The sequence below is a fragment of the Chloroflexota bacterium genome (assembly GCA_018825785.1).
Lineage (GTDB): Bacteria > Chloroflexota > Dehalococcoidia > JACVQG01 > JAHKAY01 > JAHKAY01.
This window is the reverse complement of sequence record JAHKAY010000052.1, coordinates 20,533-39,419: the sequence shown is the minus strand read 5'-3', so window position 1 is coordinate 39,419 and position 18,887 is coordinate 20,533. Positions and strand designations below refer to the sequence as shown.

Sequence of the window (18,887 nt, the reverse complement as noted above, 5' to 3'; positions counted from 1 at the left end):
GCCCCATACAAAGAGACGGTCCACCGGAAGAAAGGGTCAAAGAAGCGGGTCAACCACTTGAACCGGAAAGCCGGTATGTATTTATCCCCTTTCCTGCCCACAGCCCTCCTGCCCTCTAGAGGCGTCTTCTCGTCCCGCCCGGTCTCAAGCGGATATTTTCGCACAAGTCCTAATCCTCGTATATAGCAGGCCCATCTTCCCGCCGGGCAGGTGAATGGGCCTTTTAGACCGTGCCTTTTGGCCCCCCAAACCGACACCTCCGGGGGATGTCAGGGAAAGGGCCTTGGAGGGTAAGCTGGGGATGTCTCCAAGAGGGGCGCAGGGACGAGGGGAGCCGTCCCCGCAGGCGGCAAAACACGGAAGGAGGTGAACAGAGATGGCGGTTCAAAAGAGCTTCAGCGAGTCCAGCCTGGCAGAGGTCATTGACCGGATCCTGGACAAGGGCATCGTGATTGATGTCTGGGCCAGGGTCTCCCTGGTGGGCATTGAGATCCTAGCAATAGAAGCCCGGGTGGTCGTCGCCTCGGTGGACACCTTTCTCAAGTATGCGGAAGCAGTAGGGCTCACCGCTGCCGCGGCGGCATAAGTCCCGGAGGGAACACCACAGGAAAGGCACGGTCTGGGCGGGCTTCATAGAGGCTCCTCATGGGGCCCGCCCAGCGCCAGTGCCGGAGGAGGAGGTCTTATGTTGGCTACAAGTATGAAGATGGCGGTGGAGGGCATCCTCTCCAGCCGGGAGGCCAGGAAGAGTGCTCTCCAGAGCATGAAAGAGGACGGTCAGACTGCTCTGAAGGGCTACCGGGAGGCTCTTGCCGCCGAGGGCGCCCACCAGAGGGGGGCATGGCTGGCCCTGCGGTCAGCGCTGAGAGCGGGGCGGGCCAGGTTGCGGGCGGAGGTGCAGCATGGCTCGCTGGCCCTCATGAGAGCGGACCTCACCCAGGCCAGGATGGAATGGCAGCGGACCGCCCACGCAGCGCCGACAGCAGGGCCCAGCGTCAAGAGGGAGTATGTTCCGCCATCTGGCAAGGCCCACCAGCAGCGGGGGAAAAGGCAGGCGTGAGCGAGACCGGCGAGACCGGGGTGGCCCTGTTAAGTGTACAGGCCGATGCCGGTTTTGTGGAGACGGAAAGGGTCCGGGAGCTCACCCATCGGGCCCTGGCCTATGTAACCGCCGGATTCCCGGTCCACCTCTGCGGCCCGGCGGGCTCGGGCAAGACCACCCTGGCCCTGCACCTGGCAGAGCAAATTGGACGCCCGGTAGTCCTCATCTACGGGGACGAGGAGACCCGGAGCACCGACCTGGTCGGTGGGTCCTCCGGGTACCACCGGCGCCGGGTGGTGGACAACTTCATCCACAGCGTCCTGAAGACGGAGGAATCGGTGAGCCAGCAGTGGGTGGACCAGCGGCTGCTGGTGGCCTGCCGGGAGGGTCTGACCCTGGTCTATGACGAGTTCAACCGCTCCCGCCCTGAGACTAACAACGTACTCCTTTCCATCCTTGAGGAGCGGGTCCTCCCCCTCCCTGCCCTGCGGCTGGACGGCGGATACCTTCAGGTGCACCCCAACTTCGTGGCCATCTTCACCAGCAACCCAGAGGACTATGTGGGGGTACACCCCACCCAGGACGCCCTGCGCGACCGCCTGGTCAGCATCTACCTTGACCCCTTTGACTGGGAGACGGAGGTGGCCATAACCCAGTCGCGCTCCGGGCTCCCCCGGGAAGAAGCGGAGAGGGTGGTGCGGTCCGTTCGGGCCTTCCGGGAGCTCGGCCTCACCGGCACCCAGCGGAGCCTCAGGGACTGCATAAAAATCGCCAAAATCCTGCGCCAGCAGGGGGCCCGGGCCCACCCCGAGGACCCCGTGTTCGTCCAGACCTGTAGGGATGTGCTGGTGTCCCAGGTCCCCTTCAGCGAAGCCTCCCCAGCGTGGGAAAAGCTCCAGGCCCTGCTGGGCCAGGAAGCGAGGAGGTGAAGGATGGTGCGGAAGAAGTTCAGCTCCCGCCCGGCCATGACCCGCCCGGCGGTGTTGCGGCGAAGTCAGGTGACCAGCGAAATCCGCATCTACCAGGAGCTAATCCGCCTGACGGCGCAACGAACCCGGGTGCTGGCGGAGGAGCGGCTCTTCGCCGGGAAGTCCCAGGGCTTTAAGGAACGGCTTCAGGCCATTGAGCGCTACCAGGCGGACCTCCTCAAGAGGGTGCGCCCGCCCGGCGGCAACCCTTCTGACCCCCCGGTAAAGCAGGGGGAAGGCTCGCCCCGGGCGGGCAACCCCGTTATGAAAATGCGCTACTAAGGAGGCACCATGCCGTTGACAACCGTGGCTCAGGCAGTGGAAAAGGGCCGGGATGAGATAGCCCGGCTCACGGGGCAACCCATCGTGAGCGTGGTCTCCTGTCTCAAGGAGGGGGAGCAGTGGAGGGTTACCCTGGAGACCCTGGAGCGAAAGGCGGTCCCCGATACCTCCGACCTCCTGGCGGGCTACCTGGTCCTCCTGGAGGACGGGAGGGTAGCCAACTTCCAGCGCCTCGGGGTGCGCCGGCGGGGGTCGCCGATGAAGGAAGGGGAAACCTGGTGAGGAGGACTGGTGAGGATGGATGACAAGGCTGGAAAATACCTCTACTGTATCATCAGGACGGAGAAGCCCTTAGAGCTCCCCCGGGTAAACGGGGAGGAGCCTGTCCACACCATCCACGCCGCCGACCTGGCGGCGGTGGTCAGCGATGCCGGCCCCGGGCCCTATCCCCTCACCCGCTCCACCGCTGTGGCACATCTCCTTGTCATCCAGGAGGTGATGCGGGAGTTCGCCGTGCTCCCCTTCTCCTTCGGCACGGTAGCGGAGGGCCAGGAGAAGGTGATGGAGCTGCTCCTCCGCTACCGCCAGGAGTTCCTGGACCAGCTCCGCTCCCTGGAAGGCAAGGCAGAGTTCGGTCTCAAGGCCCTGTGGCGGGATAAAGACCAGCCCTTCCGGGAAATTTTGGCGCAGCGGCAGGACATCCGCCGCTACCGGGATGCCATAGCCCGGCGCCCCCCCGCTGAGACCCACCAGGACCGGATAGAACTGGGGAGGATGGTGCAGGAAGCCCTTCAGACCAGGCGGGAGGTGGAGTCCCGACGCATCCTGGAGCGCCTCCAGCCTCTGGCAGCGGGGGTCCAGGTGAACGATATCACTATGGAGCAGACCCTCCTGAACGCCGCCTTTCTCCTGGTAAAGGGCACCGAGCCTGTCTTTGGGCAGGCCCTCAGCTCCCTGGACCAGGAATACCAGGACCGACTCCGCTTCCGGCTGGTGGGCCCCTCCCCGCCCTTTAACTTCGTCCACCTGCCCATCTCCTGGCAGTAGGGGAAATATTTGGGACTGGGACTTCTGTTCCTGCCCTTCACAGGACCCGCCAAGGGCCTGATGGCGCTGGCCAGGCACATCGCGGGAGAAGCCGAGGGCACCCTCTACGACGAGGGGGCCCTGCGGGATGCCCTCCTGGCGCTGGAGCTCCGCCTCCAGGAGGGGGAGATAAGCCAGGAGGAGTTCGTTCGGACGGAGGCGGAGCTGCTGGAGCGCCTGGCCGAGGCCTGGCGCCGCCGCCCCCAGGTCTGATGGAGAAAGGAGAGTCTGGGTGAGCTCCGGCGAAACGGGAATCTATCTATACGGCCTTGCCCCTTCCTTTGTGGCGGGCACACCCCTGCGCAGCGAAGGGGTCCAGCCCGGAGGAGCGGTGGAGTTCCTGGTCTGGAACGGCCTGGCAGCAGTGGCCAGCCCTGTCTCCCTTGAGGAGTTTGCCCCGGAGAAGGTAGAGAACCGCCTCAAGGCGGGGGAGGTGCAATGGGTGGAGGAAAAAGCCTTTGCCCACGCCACCGTGTTGCAGGAGGTGATGCAGCGGGCTCCGGTAGTGCCCGTGCCCGTGCGCTTTGGCATCCTCTTCCGAGACCGGGACCGCCTCCTATCCCTCCTGGCGGCAAAGGAAAGGGAGCTGGTCTCCCTGCTGGAGCGGCTGGCGGGAAAGATGGAATGGGGGGTGAAGGTCCACTGCCGGGAGGAGGCGTTTACGGAAGCCCTGGCGAGGGAGGACCCTGAGGTTAGAAGCCTTCGTGAGCGCCTCCAAAACATACCTCCGGGCAAGGCTTACCTCCAGGGCAAGCAGCTGGAGCTGCTCCTGGAGGACAAAGCCCAGGAGCGCTTGCCCCAGTGGGCCCAGCAGGTCCACGAAGCCCTGACAGGGGTCTGCGAGGCGGCGGAGACCCTGGAGGTCCGGGGAGAGATGGAAGGGAAGGAGACGGTGGTGCTCCACGGGGCATACCTGGTGCCGCAGGAATATACGGTGCGCTTCCGGGATGAGTTGGAGCGGCTGGGAGGAGAGTTCAGCTGCCGGGGGCTGCGCTTCGTCCTCTCGGGACCCTGGCCCCCCTACCATTTCGCCCAGGTTGACCTGGATGTGGAAGCCCCGTGACCATGCTGAGGGTTCGGGAGCGGGAGGCCACCCTCCTGGACCTCCTGGACCGCCTGCTTGATAAGGGGGTCGTAGTAGCCGGGGACCTCACCCTTTCCGTGGCTGAGGTGGACCTCATCTTCGCCTCCCTCCGCCTGGTGGTGACCTCGGTGGACAAGATACGGGAGGTGCAGGGCGGACCCTCCCCGGACTGGAGACCCCACCCGTCCCCCGGGAATGGTGGCGGTCCGGGTGCGGGGTCTGGTCCCCCTGAAGACCAGGTAGGAGAGGCGGGGCTAGCTCACCCGGGGCGCGAACAGGAGGTGTCCCCCGAGTTCACTTCCTCCCCCTCAGGGGTTGCGGATATAGACCCGGAAAAGACGGCCGACGGCATAGCCCGGCTCGTCCTCACCCTGGCGGAGCTCATACGCCGTCTCCTGGAGAGGGAGACTTTGCGCCGGATGGAGCGGGGCACCCTTACCCCCCAGGAAACGGAACGCCTGGGGCGGGCCTTCAGGCTCATGGAGCAGAAGATGCATCAGATGAGAGAGACCTTCCACCTCAAGGAGGAGGACCTGGGGTTGGACCTGGGCCCCCTGGGCAGGCTGATGTAGTATGCAGCAGCGAGTCGTCACCTACAGCGGCGCCGCCACCCTGCCCGAGGTCCTGGAACGCATTCTGGACAAGGGCATCGTCATCGCCGGGGACATCACCATCCTCATCGGGAGCGTGGAGCTCATCACCATCCGCATCCGCCTCCTAGTGGCTTCGGTGGACACGGCCGTGAAGATGGGCATCGACTGGTGGAAGAGCGACCCCCTCCTCTCCTCCCGCGCAGGGCAACTGGAACAGGAGAACCATCTCCTCAGGGAGCGCCTGGAACGCCTGGAACACCACCCGCCAGACCCCAGCCCCTAGCTAACCACCCCCCTGATATATCATGTGTATTGACATATGATATATCACCTGATACGATATAGGACAAAGGGGGTGATAAACAATGGAGGGGAGGCTGGTGAAGGAGTTGAGGGCAAGGCTGGGGCTCTCCCAGGAGCGCTTCGCCCGGCTTCTGGAGGTGTCCTTTCAGTCCGTGAGGCGGTGGGAGGCGGGGACAAGCCGCCCGATGCCCCTTATAGCCCTCCGGCTGGAGGAGCTCAGGCGGCAGACAGAGGCAGAAGATGAAAAGGGAGGTGCGTCTATGAAGGAGAAGCGAACAAAGCCCGAGAAAGATGTTGGGGTGGAGGTGAGCCTGGGGGGTGTGGGGGGTGTCTTCAAAGGTATTGGGGGCCTGTTTGACCTGGTGTCCCGGATGGTGGAGGAGGGGAGGACAGAGGAGGCCCTCTCCGGTGAAAAGGAAATTCTGGGCGGCAAGGGGAAAGCCGTCTACGGCTTCAGCGTCCGGGTGGGGCTGGGGGGCAAGCCCATCATAGAGCAGTTCGGCAACATAAAGGATACGGCGGCGGGCCCCCAGGTGGCGGAGACCCGCGAGCCCCTGGTGGATGTGCTGGATGAGGGGAAGGGGCTGCGGGTCATCGCGGAACTCCCCGGGGTAGAGGAGAAGGATATCCACCTGGAGCTAAAGGAGGACATCCTGGAGCTCACCGCCGAGAAGGGCGACAGGAAATACCACAAGGAGCTCCTCCTCCCCTCCCGGGCTAGCCTGGTACGCTCCTCTTACAGGAACGGGGTCCTGGAGATAGAGCTGGTAAAGGCTTAAGGGAATGGACCAGGCCCTGACCCTCAAGGTATCCGAAGCCCTGGCCAAAGATGTCGGCAGAGGTATGGCCCGGCTGGACCCCCAGGATATGGCCAGGCTGGGGGTCGAGGTTGGGGAGTTCGTCCAGGTCCTGGGCAAGAGGCCCACCGTAGCCAAGACCATGCCCGCCTATCCCCAGGACCGGGGCAAGAGCCTTATCCAGATAGACGGCATCACCCGGGAGAACGCTCAGACAGGCCTGGGAGAAAAGGCCCAGGTCCAGAAAATTACCTGCCCCATCGCCTCAAGCCTGCTCCTGGCCCCCGTGACCCCTTCCAGCGCCTTCCTGGGGGACAAGGACAGAAGATATCTGGGAAGGCTCCTGGAGGGGCTGGCGGTGTCCCCGGGGGACAAGGTGAGGGCCACCCTGCTGGGCAGCCGCTATCAGGAGTTCCTGGTGGTGGAAATCAGCCCCAAGGGGGCGGCCATGGTCGGCCCTCTCACCACCATCAAGGTAAAGGGAGAAAGGGCCCCCGGGAAGGAGAAGCCCGGGGTCACCTACGAGGACATCGGTGGGCTGCAGAAGGAGACCCAGCGCATCAGGGAGATGATTGAGCTTCCCCTGAAATACCCTGAGCTCTTTGAAAGGCTGGGGATAGAGCCTCCCAAGGGGGTGCTCCTCCACGGCCCCCCCGGCTGCGGCAAGACCCTTATCGCCCGGGCCGTGGCCAATGGGACCTCAGCCTACTTTACTCATATCAGCGGTCCGGAGATTATGGGGAAGTTTTACGGGGAATCGGAGGGGCGTCTCAGGAAGGTCTTCGAGGAGGCCCAGGCCCATGCCCCGGCCATCCTTTTCATTGATGAGTTGGACGCCATCGCGCCTAAGCGGGAGGAGATGCGGGGCGACCAGCAGGTGGAACGCAGGGTGGTGGCCCAGCTCCTATCTCTTATGGACGGGCTGGAGTCCCGGGGCCAGGTCATCGTCATCGGCGCCACCAACGTCCCCAACATGCTCGACCCGGCCCTGCGGCGCCCGGGCCGCTTTGACCGGGAGATTGCCCTCGCGGTGCCCGACCGCAAGGGGAGGCTGGAAATTCTGGAGGTCCACACCAGAGGGATGCCCCTTGCCCAAGCTGTGGACCTGGAGAAGCTGGCGGAGCTCACCCATGGCTTCGTGGGTGCGGACCTGGAGGCCCTGTGTCGGGAAGCGGCCATGACGGTGGTGAGGAGGATAATGCCCGGGATTGAGCTTGACGCCGACACCCTCCCCTATGAACTCCTCTCCCAGCTGGAGGTCAGGATGGACGACTTTCTGGAGGCCCTGAAGGACGTGGAGCCCTCGGCCATAAGGGAGGTCTTCACCGAGGTGCCCGATGTCCGGTGGGAGGATGTGGGGGGCCTGGAGGAGGCCAAGAGGGTGCTTATGGAGACCATCGTCTGGCCCCTGAAATACTCCGAAATATTCAAGCAGACCAACACCGTCCCGGCCAAGGGCATCCTGCTCACCGGTCCGCCCGGCAGCGGGAAGACCCTCCTGGCCAAAGCGGTGGCCAGCCAGAGCGGGGTGAACTTCATCTCCGTCAAGGGCCCGGCCCTCCTCTCCAAATGGGTGGGGGAGTCGGAGAGGGCCATCCGGGAGGTCTTCAAGAAAGCCAGGCAGGCCAGCCCCTGTATCGTCTTCTTTGATGAGCTGGATGCCATTGCCCCCCTCCGCGGCTCCGCCGCCGATTCCCATGTCACCGAAAGGGTCATCAGCCAGTTCCTTACCGAGCTGGACGGGATAGAGGAGCTCAAGGGGGTGGTGGTCCTGGCCGCCACCAACCGGCCCGATATCATTGACCCCGCCCTCCTCCGCCCCGGCCGCTTTGACTTCCGGCTGGAGCTACCCCTCCCCAACGAAAAGGAGAGGCTGGAGGTCTTCAGGATTCACACCCGGGGCAAACCCCTGGCCCCCGATGTGGACCTGAAGGCCCTGGCGGCCACCACCCCGGGCTTGGTTGGCTCCGAGATAGAGGCCGTCTGCCGCAGGGCCTCTCTCCTGGCCATCCGGGGGTTCATCAATGGAGCCGAGACAAGAGCCCAGGGAGAAACCTCCCTTCAGGTCGCCGCCCGGCACTTTGAAGAGGCCCTGAAAGCCTTCAAGAGATGAGAAAGCTCCTCTATGTGCCCATCATTCACACCAGGGGGGATATGGGAAGCCTGGGCCCCGCCCTGGAGAAAAAAAGCGCCTCCCTGGTGGGAGGCAAACGGTGGACGGAGCACCAGGAGGCCGTCTCCCGGTTCTGGCGGGCTGTAGAGGACCACCTGCTATCCCTGGAAGGCAGCCACCTGGTGATATACCAGGACGGCCTGGCTGCCGATGGCGAGCTGGGCAGGAGGGTCATAGAAGAGGCGGCCAGAAGGGGCAGCCTGAACCACCGCCTCCTTCTGGACCTGGCGAACAGGGGCGCAGACATAAGAAAAACCGAGGACCCCTCCCTTCTCCTGGAGGAGCTGAGGCTGGCCCGCCAGGAAGCCGGCGCCGAAGGCCCTTCCCAGGAACTCAAGGCCCGGAGGGCGCGCCTGCTGGAGGAAAGGGACAGGTTCATAGCCAGGACCATCGCTGAAACCCTGAAGGAAGGGGAGACCGCCGTCCTCTTCATAGGGGCCTACCATGATGTTATTCCCCTCCTGCCAGAGGACATCTCGGTAGAGCCGCTGAAAGAGCCCGACAGGGTGAGGCTGTATCTTGCAGAACTCACCTCCGGGAAGGACCCCCAGCGATGGCGCCATCTGGCCGACTACCTGGCCTCCCCCATCCCCCCCCGCCGTTAAAGAACAGACGCCACTGGGAAGTCCCAATCTACCTCCCTCATGTTGCACCAGCGCCTTCCAAGAACGAGGACTATCTGATATAGTGGACGCTGAGGAGAGGCAGAGACATGGGATGCTCTCAATCAGACCTTGTGGTGGTCTGCACGGTTCAGGGTGAGCTCGCTGCCAATGTTGTCAAGTCGCATCTGGAGAGCGAAGGAATCCCCGTCCTGCTCAAATGGGAGAGTGCCGGCAGAGTGTATGGCCTCACTGTCGATGGTTTAGGGCAAGTGAGCATCCTGGTGCCGCAGGGGCTCGCCGATGAGGCGAAGCGCATAATCGAGCCCCGAGAGATTGGGCGGGCTGAAGAAGGGTAATCCCGTCAGCTTGACAGGCTGGGAGAGGGACCATTTTGCCCCAGTCCTTGGCTACCTAACCCCTCAACAGTATCTGACAAAATGTCCGGAACCTGGAAAGAGGGAAGTGTCGCCAATCGCCTGAAGGAGTACACCCACTTGTATTCTTGCCAGTGAGTGATATAATTCACATAGGCAATCTGTGCGTTGCCGAGCGGAATATGTTAAATGGGGGGTAAAGTTGAACAAACTAGAGGCGCTGAAGAGGTCCGACCTGTTTCGTGAGTTGGACAACGAGCAACTTGGCTTGCTGGAGAAAATGTTCACTCATCAGGTATTTGAGCCGGGGGCGTCTATATGCAAGCAGGGCAAGATAGGAGGGAAGCTCTACGTAATCGAAGACGGCCTGGTAGGGATTTTCCTGGAAGTGGGGCCAATGGCCCAGCGTCAGGTCCAGGCGGCGTCCAACTTTGAGAGCTTTGGCTGGTCAGCTATAATAGAGCCGCACGTTTATACTGCTACGGTAAAAGCCATAGAGAAGACAACGGCACTGGCAGTGGGCGGGCAGGAGCTGTCCAACATGTGTTCCACCCACCCCGACATGGGCGTTGTGGTTTTCAAGGCAGTAGCACGGATGGTGGCAACAAGACTACACCAGGCGTATGTTCAGTTGCTAGGTGTTACTGCTGATTAGGGGACGCCGCAGACGGCATTTGGCTGGCCGTAGCCAATGCCAAAATACCCGCAGGTTGACTATCGAACTGAAGGAGGTTAAGAGAGGATGACTGTGCAAGAAGAACCCAAGGCAATTACCTCTATGATGGAAGAGGCAAGAGTCTTCTATCCTCCAGAGGAGCTCAGCGAAAACGCTCATATCAAGAGCCCGGACGCGTACAAGAAGATTTACCAGAGGTCTGTTGACGACCCTGAGGGGTTTTGGGCAGAGATGGCAGAACAGCTCCATTGGTATAAGAAGTGGGACAGGGTGCTTGTCGAAGACTTCAAGGAGGCTAAGCACCAGTGGTTTGTTGGGGGAAAGCTCAATGTCAGCTACAATTGCCTGGACAGGCACCTCAAGACATGGAGGAAGAACAAAGCGGCAATAGTCTGGGAAGGGGACATTGGTGATAGCAGGACGCTTACCTATCAACAGCTACACGGGGAGGTCTGCAAGTTTGCCAGTGTTTTGAAGAAGCATGGCGTCAAGAAGGGTGACCGGGTATCTATCTATCTACCTATGATTCCTGAGCTACCGGTTGCTATGCTGGCCTGTGCCAGGATTGGGGCTGTCCATAGCGTGGTCTTTGGCGGTTTCAGTGCAGATTCCCTCAGGGACAGGATGCTTGACTGCGGGTCCAAAATGCTCGTTTGTGTCGATGGTTACTACCGTGGCGGTAGAATCATAAGGAGCAAGGACAATGCAGACGAGGCCCTCAAGGCCTGCCCCGAGGTGAAGGATGTGATAGTAGTCAAGAGGGCCAAGATTGAAGTGCCCATTAAGGAGGGCCGTGACTACTGGTGGGAAGACGAGATGAATGCTGATGGTACAGAACTGCTTTGCGAGCCCGAGGTAATGGATGCCGAGGATCCCCTATACATCCTTTATACCAGCGGCAGCACAGGAAAACCCAAGGGTGTTCTCCACACCCAGGCTGGTTACCTCTTATACTGCCAGCAGACCTTCAAATGGATATTCGATGTAAAGGAAGAGGACACCTACTGGTGTACAGCGGATATTGGCTGGGTGACTGGTCATAGCTATATCGTCTACGGTCCTTTGGCCCTTGGAGCAACAAGTCTCATGTTTGAAGGCGTTCCTACCTATCCTCATCCAGATAGATTCTGGGAGATTGTGGAGAAGTATCAGGTTAATATTTTCTATACTGCTCCTACTGCGATTCGGTCGATAATGAGAGAGGGAGATGAGTGGCCCAACAGGCATGACCTAAGCTCGTTGCGTATCCTGGGCTCGGTTGGTGAATTTATCAACCCTGAAGCCTGGATGTGGTACTACAATGTGATAGGCAAGGGCAAGTGCCCAATTGTGGATACCTGGTGGCAGACAGAGACGGGTGGCATACTGATTAGTCCACTGCCCGGAGCTACTCCCTTGAAGCCAGGTTCAGCTACATGGCCTTTTCCTGGGATTGTGCCAGCAGTGCTCAGAGAGGATGGCTCTGCCGCTGATGTGAATGAGGGTGGTTATCTGGTGATTAAGAGACCGTGGCCGGGCTTGATGCGGGGGGTGTATGGTGAGCCAGAAAGGTTCAAGAAGACCTACTTCGTTCAGTTCCCTGGCATGTATACCACCGGAGATGGGGCCAGGGTGGATGAAGATGGCTACTACTGGTTAATGGGACGCATAGACGATGTCATCAAAGTGTCAGGTCATCGCATAGGAGCAGCCGAAGTTGAGAGTGCCCTGGTTTCCCATAGCAAGGTGGCAGAAGCTGCGGTTGTGGGTACGCCCCACAAGATAAAGGGTGATGGGATATATGCCTTCGTCACTCTAAAAGCTGGCGAGCAAGAATCTGACGCTCTCAGAAAGGAGCTGGTATCTCATGTTCGCAAGACGATTGGCCCTATAGCCTCGCCAGACGAAATTCAGTTTGCCGATGCTCTGCCCAAGACAAGAAGCGGAAAGATCATGAGGCGAATACTCACCAAGATTGCTGCCGGCAACATCGACCAGTTGGGCGATACCAGCACACTGGCTGACCCCTCGGTAGTAGAAACGCTGGTCAGTGGTAGACGGAGCAAAGACGGTGCGTGAGAAGGGGAACAACGAAAAGAGGAGGATAGAAACTCATGAGTGACAACAAACTGGCAAACCCGGCAGCTCTTGGCTTGGGGGGGTTCGCTATGACCACCTTCCTGCTGAATTTCGTCAATGCCGGGATTGTCGATGCCAATAGCCTGGGTATGGTCCTACCCGTGGGATTGTTCTATGGCGGCCTCGCGCAGTTTTGTGCCGGTATGTGGGACATGAAGCGTGGGGACATCTTTGGGGCTACCTGTTTCTCGTCATTTGGTGCCTTCTGGATCGCCCTGGCCACTATGATAATTCTGCAAAATGCAGACTTGCTTCCTGCCGTTGCTCCCGCTGGTATGGCTCTGTTCCTAGTAGGATGGGGTATCTTTACAGCCTACGCGACAGTTGCCTCTTTGAAAACGTCCTGGGGGGTGGTGAGCGTCTTTGTGACTCTGACCCTGCTCTTCTTCCTGTTGGCCTGGGGCGAGTATAGCCACACTGTCAGGACCATCGCCGGGTACGAGGGGATTCTGTGCGCTCTCATCGCCTGGTATTGCTCAGCAGCGGTACTGATTAACACGGTTTTTGGCCGGGACGTGCTTCCCCTTGGCCACATCAAGGCATGAAGAGTTAGTCTTGTTTGGCCTGATGCTTGGCGGCTTTTTGGCGAGGTGAAGGCGTGTTGGGTGAGCCCCACAGGCCTGGACGGCCGGTTGGAGCTGGTTACTTTTCCAGCCGCGGGAACCAAGCTGTAGAAGGTCCTGACCGGCGGCCAATTTGCAGTGACCGCAGATGCCGCGCCGAAGGGGCACCTCAGGCCACGTGGTGCAAAAATAGGGTGAGTTGCTGAAAAGCTGCTGCGATGGCGTCAATGTCGCCGGTAATCAGACAGCAATTGTGCGCCTGTCCAGCCTGGCCGTGTAGAGCAGCTGCCCAAGAAGGTGAAGGCCGGGGCGGACTTCATCCGAACCCACGCTGTTTATGATGGGGTTTGTTGGCCACAAGGCTCTTTATGAAATCGCCAGCGCGGTGAATTCCACTCTGGAGGTTCGCGGCGTCCTCCAGTCAATTGTGGAAAGCGTCACTAAGGCCGTCGGCGCCAAGGGCTGCGCTGTCCTGTTGCTGACCGCGGAAAGGGGTCAACTCACGCACAGTGCCGACTATGGGCTGAGCAGGGAGTATGTGCAGAAGGGGCCCGTGCAGCGCACCCACATCCTGACCGAGTTTGCGGACGGCAAGAATGTCTCTATGGTTGATGTATCTGCCGACGCCCGGGTGGAATATCGGGAGGAGGCTATCAGAGAGGGCATCGTCTCCATGCTATCAGTGCCCATGATGCTGGGCGAGGAGCTGGCAGGTGTGCTCAGGATCTACGCCTCGGAGTCCCGCAGTCACTCCGCCGAGGAAATCGATTTCCTCAGGGCCGCGGCTAATCTTGGGGCCTTGGCTCTCGATAGGGCTGGGACCCATGAGGCCATAGCAAAGGCCAACGAGCTTCTCATTCAGGAGGCCCAGGAGCTGGCCAGGCTGGAAGTAAGTAGGGAATACCTCCATGGCCGCCTACGAGAGGTGGCCAGAGAGCTGTTCAAGCTGGAAGAGGGCAGAAAAGACCTTCTTCGCCTCGTATACGTGGCAGGGCATGACCTCAAGGCTCCCCTGGCAGCTGTTCAGGCCTATATGGGTGTTGTGCTCGAAGGCTATGCTGGGGAAATCCCAGATAAGGTGCTCAAGATTCTCAAACGGAGCAGCACGAGAGTCATGCAGATGATTGAGCTTATCAGCAACATCATGGATTTATCTAGATTAGAGGCTGGGCAACTGATGGATGAGCTTAAGGAGACCGACATGGAGTCGGTGATCAAGAATTCTCTAGAGGTGGTGGCCGTTGAGGCGCAGCAGAAAGAGATAGCGCTGAAGAAGGAGCTTCCCCAGCCACTGCCCAACGTCCGGGGCGATGAACTCCGGTTGCAGCAAGTGCTGACCAACCTCCTGGTCAACGCTGTGACATACACCCCATCTGGCGGCATGGTGACGCTGCGGGTGAAGGAGAAGCCCGATGAGGTCCTAATCGAGGTGCTGGATACCGGCATAGGCATTCCACCCCAGGATATGTCTCACCTCTTCGACGAGTTCTTCCGGGGCAGCAATGTGGAAGTCCCGGGAACGGGGCTTGGCCTAGCTATAGTAAAAAGGATCGTGGAAGCCCACGGGGGCAGGGTCTGGGCGGAAAGCCCCTGCCCTGAGACCGGCCAGGGGAGCAGATTCAGCTTCACCTTGCCTCGGCAGGGCCAGGCACAGGGGGAGCGCCAGCAATGACAGAGAAGACAACTGAGGGAGCCAAGATTCTGGTGGTGGACGACGACCCTGATATGCGTGACGCTATAGGCATGATGCTGGAGCCAGCAGGCTTCCAGGTGATCATGGCAAAAGACGGTGAGGAAGCGCTGCTCAAGCTGGCTGCGGAAAGGCCGAACTTGATGCTGCTTGACCTCCTTATGCCGCGGAAGGACGGCTTCGCCGTACTGAAGGAACTCCATGAAGAAGAGAAGTGGCGAGCCTACGACAGCATGCCCATCGTGGTGCTGAGCTCGGTGAGGGAGGAGCCTGCTAGACGGCGCTACCACCTGGAGACGGCGGTGCAATTTGCTGCGGACGATTATATCGAAAAGCCAGTCTCACCGACTGCCCTGTTGCAGCGGGTCAAGGCAGCCCTGGCCAAGACATCCACCGCCAGGCAAAAGTGATTCCCACTATGTCCTTGCTGCCTCAATGAACCGCTCAAAGCGGTCTCTCTTTGACTTGCATATGGGACATACTTCGGGTGGCTGTTCCCTGGCGCAAAGATAACCGCACACCTTGCACCTCCATATGGGCAGGGAAAGCCCGAACATTCCTCCTGGTTGCCTTTGAGCTCTTTGCTGACGTTCCGCTGGCGGTGGTCTCCGCTCCGGTATGCTGCCTACGGTCTTTTCGCCCTTCCGGGCAGCCTCAGAGACGTACAAGGCGCAGTAGCAGGCATCATAATCATTCAGGTCAGGGTCTCTGTAGTCACACGGACAGATAATGTCCAGGTCCTCCTGTTTGTCTCCCGAGGCGAGGCGGCAGGGGCAGGCCCAGTAGCCATACCTGCGCTCGTTTACGAGCAGGCTCTTGACCAGGCCCTTTGTGAACTGCACATCAGCATTGAGATGATAGCCGGCAGATTCAGCTTCCTGCTCCAGTCTCTTATGCAGGCTGTCAATATCGGCCTCGGTTACCTCCCGCTCAGGCAACGCTCAGCGCCTCCCTGATTTCCCCGTCCTTGTAGCCAACGATGCATCTCTCACCGTTTATGACCAGGGTGGGGAAAGTGCCACTGGGATTCCAGCCCGCTACCTCTTGTATCGCTCTTTCCCTTTCGTCGCCATGAAGGTGGTCAACATACTCGTAGTAGTACTCCACCCCCAAATCATCCAGCAGCTTCTTTGTCTTCTGACACCAGCCGCAGGTACTGAGGGCAAACAGCATGATATGACCGGACTTCTTGCCGGGAATGTGAACTGCAGTCATCCGTGTAGTACCCCCCTTTTCTCCGATTGCCTGTACCTGTGTCGCGCATTATATCTTTTTCTGCACGGATTATGTAAACTATGTGAACCCAACTTCTAACGGCCCTTGGTTCCGCATTTGCGGCAATAGCGGTGTGACTTGTCCAGCTCGGCACCACACCGGGTGCAGAAACGGTCTCCGCCAGGTTCCGAGCCATGTCCCTTTCTGGAGACTCTATCTCTGCCCGATCTCACAGAGGATGATTTCCTGAGTGCCCAGTAGACTCCAATCCCCAGCAAAACGACACCCAGTATCACGGCAACGAGCACAGGTCCCTGGTTGGAGCTGCTGATTTCCAGTGATGGGGCAGGATTCTTCTTCGTATAGGAGATGGAGAAGCCGACTGGTTGGAGGCTCTTCAAAGTGGCGTATGTGTAGTAACGCAGATTGAACCCCTGCGTATCGGTAGACTGCCGTTGCGTTACAGGCTGCATCTGAGGTGCCGAGCTGAAGTTCGTAGCTTGCCGTGGTTCCTGCACAATAGCTGTCAAACGGCTAATGTCGTACAGAGGAACAAACTCAACTGAGAACGCCTTGTCCGGCGAGGTCTGTATGGGCATGTAATATTCGACGACGAAGTTGTCAGTCTGGAGCTCATAGCTGATCTCATCCCATCCGCTGATGTCCGAAGGTTTCCTGTCGGGAGGTCCTCCCACATAATTTGCTCTAGGTCCAGACCCCGCGGAATACATGGTTGCACCTTGCGGTACCAGGAACCTGACAGTTGTTGGCGGGACTGCACCTTCAATTTGTCCGTCGAGCATCACTAGCACTGTGGGGACTCCCAGGCCAATGGGGTCGTCGTATTCAGGATATACCGTTAGCACTACGTTCTTAAGACTTGCGGGCTGGGTTTGTGCCAGTGCAGGCAAAGACAAAGATAGTCCGCACAGGAGTGCCAATACGGCTATTGCGGAAACAAGAGCGAGCGGGATATGCCTTTTGCTCTTTGCGGCTACACTATACACTTTTTTGAAGTCGTCGCTACCCGGTCCCTGGCCTTTTGGGCAACTGCCTCCGACGTGGAAAGACTGAGGGCCTTCTTCGGGCATATCTCAACGCAACGGGGTTCGGGAAGAGAAAGGCACAGGTCGCACATGACTACCGATTTCGTGCTTCTATCCAGCATGATAGCCCCGAAATCGCAGGCTTCTATGCACCAGCCACAACCAGTACAGCGCGCTTTGTCGAGCTTAAGAGTATTAGTCTCCCCACTCATACTCAGGGCGTCTTTGGGACAACCAGCTATGCAGGGGGCATTCTCGCAGAAGCGGCAGGCGATGCTTGTAACTATGGTGGGGGTGGGTTGGGCTACCCTTATCCTGGATAGCTCCTGATGAAACCTGCCTTCCTTGGATGCTGAGCAGACGAGTTCGCATATCCGGCAGCCAGTGCACTTATCAGCATCGCAGTGGATGTACCTACGCTCCATGTCACTATCCATTGAGCAATTCTATCACATCATCCATTTTAAGTTCTTTCAACTTCCCCGGGGGAATGAGGCCCTCGGCAGTCCAGCCGCGTGCCTTATAGTAATCATCTATCATCATTCTCAGTTCTGCCTCGGAAAGGACCGCTCCCTTGGCTTCGCCGGAAGGTATGGGGTCTTTAAACATGCGGGGGGGGAGCCAGTCGTCGGCATGTGTCCATCCTTCGCGAATATTGAAGGCCTTCTTCAAGTTGTTGACCCTTTCGCCAACCTGCCTGAGGTCAGCAGGGCTCATGTTTATGCCGGTGGCCAGGGTGTATAGCCGACTTGCCTCCAGAAAGAAGTCCTCGAAGCAACGACGTATGAACTTGCAGAGGATGAGGGAGTCGAGGACGGCGGCGAAGTCCTCCTTCTCCTTGTTGAGCAACCCTCGTCCCGGTTCAGCTTTCAGCCGGTCCACGCCGGGTGACATATCCACCTCGTACGAAGGGGAGCGGTTATGACAGCCGCCGCGCAGCCCCACAGCGAATCCGAGGGCCTGGGTTTTCATGCTCCTGGGGTCATAGCCTGGCAACTCAAGCCCCTTGGAATGAATAGCCCAATGCTCGGAGCCTCCCTTCAGTTGAGCTGAAGCTCGCCTGGTTCCCTCGGCGAGAAGGTCGCCCACGCCGTCCCGCTTGCCGATGCGCTCCACCATCTCCACCAGAGCATCATGGTTTCCGAAGGACAGCCTCAGCCCCCGGGTGTCGTTTGTGGTCAACAGCCCCTTCTCGAAGCACTCCATAGCCCAGGCGATACAGCCCCCAGTGCTTATGGTGTCTATGCCATAGAAGTCGCACAGCTCCGCTGCCTTTAGTATTGCTGGCACCGAGCTGATGCCGCAGAGAGGACCCAGCGCAAAGAGGGTCTCGTAGTCCAGCATCATCTCCAGCCCTGCGTAGGGGCCGTCCTGGACCCGGTACAGGTGTTCACAGGCGATAGGGCAGCTGGCACAGGCGGTTACCTTTGCCAGATAGCACTCTGCCAGGTGTTCCCCGCTGATGCCTTCAGCTCCCTCAAAGGAGGCTTGCTGGAAATTGCGGGTGGGGAGTGCGCTCAGACGATTCAGGACCAGAACATTGGCTGGTGTTCCCAGCATTCTGTACTTCTCAGTGGCAGAAGTCTGTGCTTTCGCGTAGAGGTCGGCGCAGACTTTTTGAAGCCCGTCGAGGTCCCATACCGAGATGGGCTTGGTCCCCCTGATGGCGATAGCCTTCAGCCTCTTGGAACCCATAACGGCGCCGGTGCCGGTGCGACCCGCCTGGCGGTTGCTGTCATTGCTGATGCAGGCATAGCGAACCAGTCTCTCCCCACCAGGGCCAATAGATGCCACCCTGACCCTGTTGTCACCTGTCTCCCTGCGGATAGCTTCTTCAGTCTGGGAGCTGCCTTTACCTAACAGGTGGTCTGCCTTGCGGAAGTGAACTATGTCATCATCTATGAATAGGGAAACCCAGGAGGAAGCCATTCCGGTGATTATCAGGGCATCATAGCCTGCCCTTTTCAATGCCAGGGACCAGTGACTGGAGGAAAGGGAATCGCCCACCAGACCGGTCAGCGGGGATTTGGTTACTACCGCATGTTTGCTGGCAGTCGGTACCATGGTGCCCGCCAGTCCACTGGAGACAAAGACCACAGGATTGTCCGGGCTGAGGGGTTCGGCACCGGGCGTCGACTTCTCGAGGAGGAGCCGGGTTCCCAGGCCCACTCCGCCAACATAACTGCTGAGCAAGGATTCGGGCAGTTCTTCCAGCCGTGTGCTCTGCGTAGTCAGGTCCACGACCAGGCACTTGCCGCTGTACGAATACAAA

24 protein-coding genes are annotated in these 18,887 nt (G+C 59.6%); 19 read left to right on the top strand and 5 right to left on the bottom strand.

Annotated elements, in window-relative coordinates; translation table 11 throughout:
- Window positions 1-376 precede the first annotated feature (376 nt).
- The 19 genes from gvpA (at window position 377) to KJ624_07290 (ending at window position 14,764) form a co-directional block, all read left to right on the top strand.
- On the top strand, window positions 377-586 hold the full coding sequence (gene gvpA / locus KJ624_07380) for a gas vesicle structural protein GvpA (protein ID MBU2009638.1): 210 nt from the start codon (window positions 377-379) through the stop codon (window positions 584-586).
- Window positions 587-685: 99 nt separating this feature from the next.
- On the top strand, window positions 686-1,060 hold the full coding sequence (locus tag KJ624_07375) for a hypothetical protein (protein MBU2009637.1): 375 nt from the start codon (window positions 686-688) through the stop codon (window positions 1,058-1,060).
- The gene (gene gvpN, locus KJ624_07370) at window positions 952-1,971 is read left to right on the top strand and encodes a gas vesicle protein GvpN (protein ID MBU2009636.1); all 1,020 of its coding nucleotides are present in this window, start codon (window positions 952-954) and stop codon (window positions 1,969-1,971) included. Before KJ624_07375 ends, gvpN begins: the two co-directional genes overlap by 109 nt.
- A 3-nt stretch (window positions 1,972-1,974) precedes the next feature.
- Complete coding sequence (locus tag KJ624_07365) at window positions 1,975-2,292, top strand: hypothetical protein (GenBank protein ID MBU2009635.1); 318 nt, start codon at window positions 1,975-1,977, stop codon at window positions 2,290-2,292.
- 9 nt (window positions 2,293-2,301) lie between these two features.
- The gene (locus tag KJ624_07360) at window positions 2,302-2,574 is read left to right on the top strand and encodes a gas vesicle protein (protein ID MBU2009634.1); all 273 of its coding nucleotides are present in this window, start codon (window positions 2,302-2,304) and stop codon (window positions 2,572-2,574) included.
- A gap of 15 nt (window positions 2,575-2,589) precedes the next feature.
- Window positions 2,590-3,339 carry a GvpL/GvpF family gas vesicle protein gene (locus tag KJ624_07355; protein ID MBU2009633.1) on the top strand — a complete coding sequence of 250 codons (750 nt, stop codon included), beginning with the start codon at window positions 2,590-2,592 and terminating at the stop codon, window positions 3,337-3,339.
- 9 nt (window positions 3,340-3,348) lie between these two features.
- Window positions 3,349-3,591 (top strand): gas vesicle protein GvpG, encoded by a 243-nt coding sequence (locus tag KJ624_07350; GenBank protein ID MBU2009632.1) that lies wholly within the window; start codon window positions 3,349-3,351, stop codon window positions 3,589-3,591.
- 19 nt (window positions 3,592-3,610) lie between these two features.
- Window positions 3,611-4,441 carry a GvpL/GvpF family gas vesicle protein gene (locus KJ624_07345; GenBank protein ID MBU2009631.1) on the top strand — a complete coding sequence of 277 codons (831 nt, stop codon included), beginning with the start codon at window positions 3,611-3,613 and terminating at the stop codon, window positions 4,439-4,441.
- Window positions 4,442-4,443: 2 nt separating this feature from the next.
- A complete protein-coding gene (locus tag KJ624_07340) occupies window positions 4,444-5,034 on the top strand; it encodes a gas vesicle protein K (protein MBU2009630.1) in 591 nt (196 codons plus the stop codon).
- Window position 5,035: 1 nt separating this feature from the next.
- Window positions 5,036-5,338, top strand: coding sequence for a gas vesicle protein (locus KJ624_07335; protein ID MBU2009629.1), 303 nt, complete (start codon window positions 5,036-5,038; stop codon window positions 5,336-5,338).
- An 82-nt stretch (window positions 5,339-5,420) separates the two neighbouring features.
- On the top strand, window positions 5,421-6,137 hold the full coding sequence (locus KJ624_07330; GenBank protein MBU2009628.1) for a helix-turn-helix domain-containing protein: 717 nt from the start codon (window positions 5,421-5,423) through the stop codon (window positions 6,135-6,137).
- 4 nt (window positions 6,138-6,141) lie between these two features.
- Window positions 6,142-8,268 (top strand): CDC48 family AAA ATPase, encoded by a 2,127-nt coding sequence (locus tag KJ624_07325; protein MBU2009627.1) that lies wholly within the window; start codon window positions 6,142-6,144, stop codon window positions 8,266-8,268.
- Window positions 8,265-8,933 (top strand): hypothetical protein, encoded by a 669-nt coding sequence (locus KJ624_07320; protein MBU2009626.1) that lies wholly within the window; start codon window positions 8,265-8,267, stop codon window positions 8,931-8,933. Before KJ624_07325 ends, KJ624_07320 begins: the two co-directional genes overlap by 4 nt.
- A 134-nt stretch (window positions 8,934-9,067) precedes the next feature.
- A complete protein-coding gene (locus KJ624_07315; GenBank protein MBU2009625.1) occupies window positions 9,068-9,289 on the top strand; it encodes a DUF2007 domain-containing protein in 222 nt (73 codons plus the stop codon).
- Window positions 9,290-9,509: 220 nt separating this feature from the next.
- Window positions 9,510-9,962 carry a cyclic nucleotide-binding domain-containing protein gene (locus KJ624_07310; protein ID MBU2009624.1) on the top strand — a complete coding sequence of 151 codons (453 nt, stop codon included), beginning with the start codon at window positions 9,510-9,512 and terminating at the stop codon, window positions 9,960-9,962.
- An 87-nt stretch (window positions 9,963-10,049) separates the two neighbouring features.
- The gene (acs, locus tag KJ624_07305; GenBank protein ID MBU2009623.1) at window positions 10,050-12,041 is read left to right on the top strand and encodes an acetate--CoA ligase; all 1,992 of its coding nucleotides are present in this window, start codon (window positions 10,050-10,052) and stop codon (window positions 12,039-12,041) included.
- Between the two features lie 35 nt (window positions 12,042-12,076).
- A complete protein-coding gene (locus KJ624_07300) occupies window positions 12,077-12,646 on the top strand; it encodes an acetate uptake transporter (protein ID MBU2009622.1) in 570 nt (189 codons plus the stop codon).
- Between the two features lie 355 nt (window positions 12,647-13,001).
- On the top strand, window positions 13,002-14,336 hold the full coding sequence (locus tag KJ624_07295) for a GAF domain-containing sensor histidine kinase (GenBank protein ID MBU2009621.1): 1,335 nt from the start codon (window positions 13,002-13,004) through the stop codon (window positions 14,334-14,336).
- Window positions 14,333-14,764 (top strand): response regulator, encoded by a 432-nt coding sequence (locus KJ624_07290; GenBank protein MBU2009620.1) that lies wholly within the window; start codon window positions 14,333-14,335, stop codon window positions 14,762-14,764. Before KJ624_07295 ends, KJ624_07290 begins: the two co-directional genes overlap by 4 nt.
- Window positions 14,765-14,770: 6 nt before the next feature.
- Here the strand turns inward: KJ624_07290 and KJ624_07285 are convergent, their stop codons facing one another.
- The 5 genes from KJ624_07285 to KJ624_07265 form a co-directional block, all read right to left on the bottom strand.
- Entirely contained in the window at window positions 14,771-15,262 is a 492-nt protein-coding gene (locus KJ624_07285; protein ID MBU2009619.1) for a ferredoxin:glutaredoxin reductase, read from the bottom strand.
- 22 nt (window positions 15,263-15,284) lie between these two features.
- Window positions 15,285-15,569, bottom strand: coding sequence for a glutaredoxin family protein (locus KJ624_07280; GenBank protein MBU2009618.1), 285 nt, complete (start codon window positions 15,567-15,569; stop codon window positions 15,285-15,287).
- Between the two features lie 95 nt (window positions 15,570-15,664).
- Entirely contained in the window at window positions 15,665-16,435 is a 771-nt protein-coding gene (locus KJ624_07275; GenBank protein ID MBU2009617.1) for a zinc ribbon domain-containing protein, read from the bottom strand.
- 128 nt (window positions 16,436-16,563) lie between these two features.
- Window positions 16,564-17,052: a 4Fe-4S dicluster domain-containing protein gene (locus KJ624_07270; protein MBU2009616.1), complete on the bottom strand. Its 489-nt coding sequence runs from the start codon at window positions 17,050-17,052 to the stop codon at window positions 16,564-16,566.
- The gene (locus tag KJ624_07265; GenBank protein MBU2009615.1) at window positions 17,045-18,886 is read right to left on the bottom strand and encodes an aldehyde ferredoxin oxidoreductase family protein; all 1,842 of its coding nucleotides are present in this window, start codon (window positions 18,884-18,886) and stop codon (window positions 17,045-17,047) included. Before KJ624_07265 ends, KJ624_07270 begins: the two co-directional genes overlap by 8 nt.
- Window position 18,887: the final 1 nt, after the last annotated feature.

What these genes read in the sequence shown, in the direction of transcription:
- gvpA (MBU2009638.1), top strand. Translation starts at nt 377, where the DNA reads ATGGCGGTTCAAAAGAGCTTCAGCGAGTCCAGCCTGGCAGAGGTCATT.
- KJ624_07375 (MBU2009637.1), top strand. Translation starts at nt 686, where the DNA reads ATGTTGGCTACAAGTATGAAGATGGCGGTGGAGGGCATCCTCTCCAGC.
- gvpN (MBU2009636.1), top strand. Translation starts at nt 952, where the DNA reads ATGGCAGCGGACCGCCCACGCAGCGCCGACAGCAGGGCCCAGCGTCAA.
- KJ624_07365 (MBU2009635.1), top strand. Translation starts at nt 1,975, where the DNA reads ATGGTGCGGAAGAAGTTCAGCTCCCGCCCGGCCATGACCCGCCCGGCG.
- KJ624_07360 (MBU2009634.1), top strand. Translation starts at nt 2,302, where the DNA reads ATGCCGTTGACAACCGTGGCTCAGGCAGTGGAAAAGGGCCGGGATGAG.
- KJ624_07355 (MBU2009633.1), top strand. Translation starts at nt 2,590, where the DNA reads ATGGATGACAAGGCTGGAAAATACCTCTACTGTATCATCAGGACGGAG.
- KJ624_07340 (MBU2009630.1), top strand. Translation starts at nt 4,444, where the DNA reads ATGCTGAGGGTTCGGGAGCGGGAGGCCACCCTCCTGGACCTCCTGGAC.
- KJ624_07335 (MBU2009629.1), top strand. Translation starts at nt 5,036, where the DNA reads ATGCAGCAGCGAGTCGTCACCTACAGCGGCGCCGCCACCCTGCCCGAG.
- KJ624_07330 (MBU2009628.1), top strand. Translation starts at nt 5,421, where the DNA reads ATGGAGGGGAGGCTGGTGAAGGAGTTGAGGGCAAGGCTGGGGCTCTCC.
- KJ624_07325 (MBU2009627.1), top strand. Translation starts at nt 6,142, where the DNA reads ATGGACCAGGCCCTGACCCTCAAGGTATCCGAAGCCCTGGCCAAAGAT.
- KJ624_07320 (MBU2009626.1), top strand. Translation starts at nt 8,265, where the DNA reads ATGAGAAAGCTCCTCTATGTGCCCATCATTCACACCAGGGGGGATATG.
- acs (MBU2009623.1), top strand. Translation starts at nt 10,050, where the DNA reads ATGACTGTGCAAGAAGAACCCAAGGCAATTACCTCTATGATGGAAGAG.
- KJ624_07300 (MBU2009622.1), top strand. Translation starts at nt 12,077, where the DNA reads ATGAGTGACAACAAACTGGCAAACCCGGCAGCTCTTGGCTTGGGGGGG.
- KJ624_07295 (MBU2009621.1), top strand. Translation starts at nt 13,002, where the DNA reads ATGATGGGGTTTGTTGGCCACAAGGCTCTTTATGAAATCGCCAGCGCG.
- KJ624_07290 (MBU2009620.1), top strand. Translation starts at nt 14,333, where the DNA reads ATGACAGAGAAGACAACTGAGGGAGCCAAGATTCTGGTGGTGGACGAC.
- KJ624_07280 (MBU2009618.1), bottom strand. Translation starts at nt 15,569, where the DNA reads ATGACTGCAGTTCACATTCCCGGCAAGAAGTCCGGTCATATCATGCTG.
- KJ624_07270 (MBU2009616.1), bottom strand. Translation starts at nt 17,052, where the DNA reads ATGGATAGTGACATGGAGCGTAGGTACATCCACTGCGATGCTGATAAG.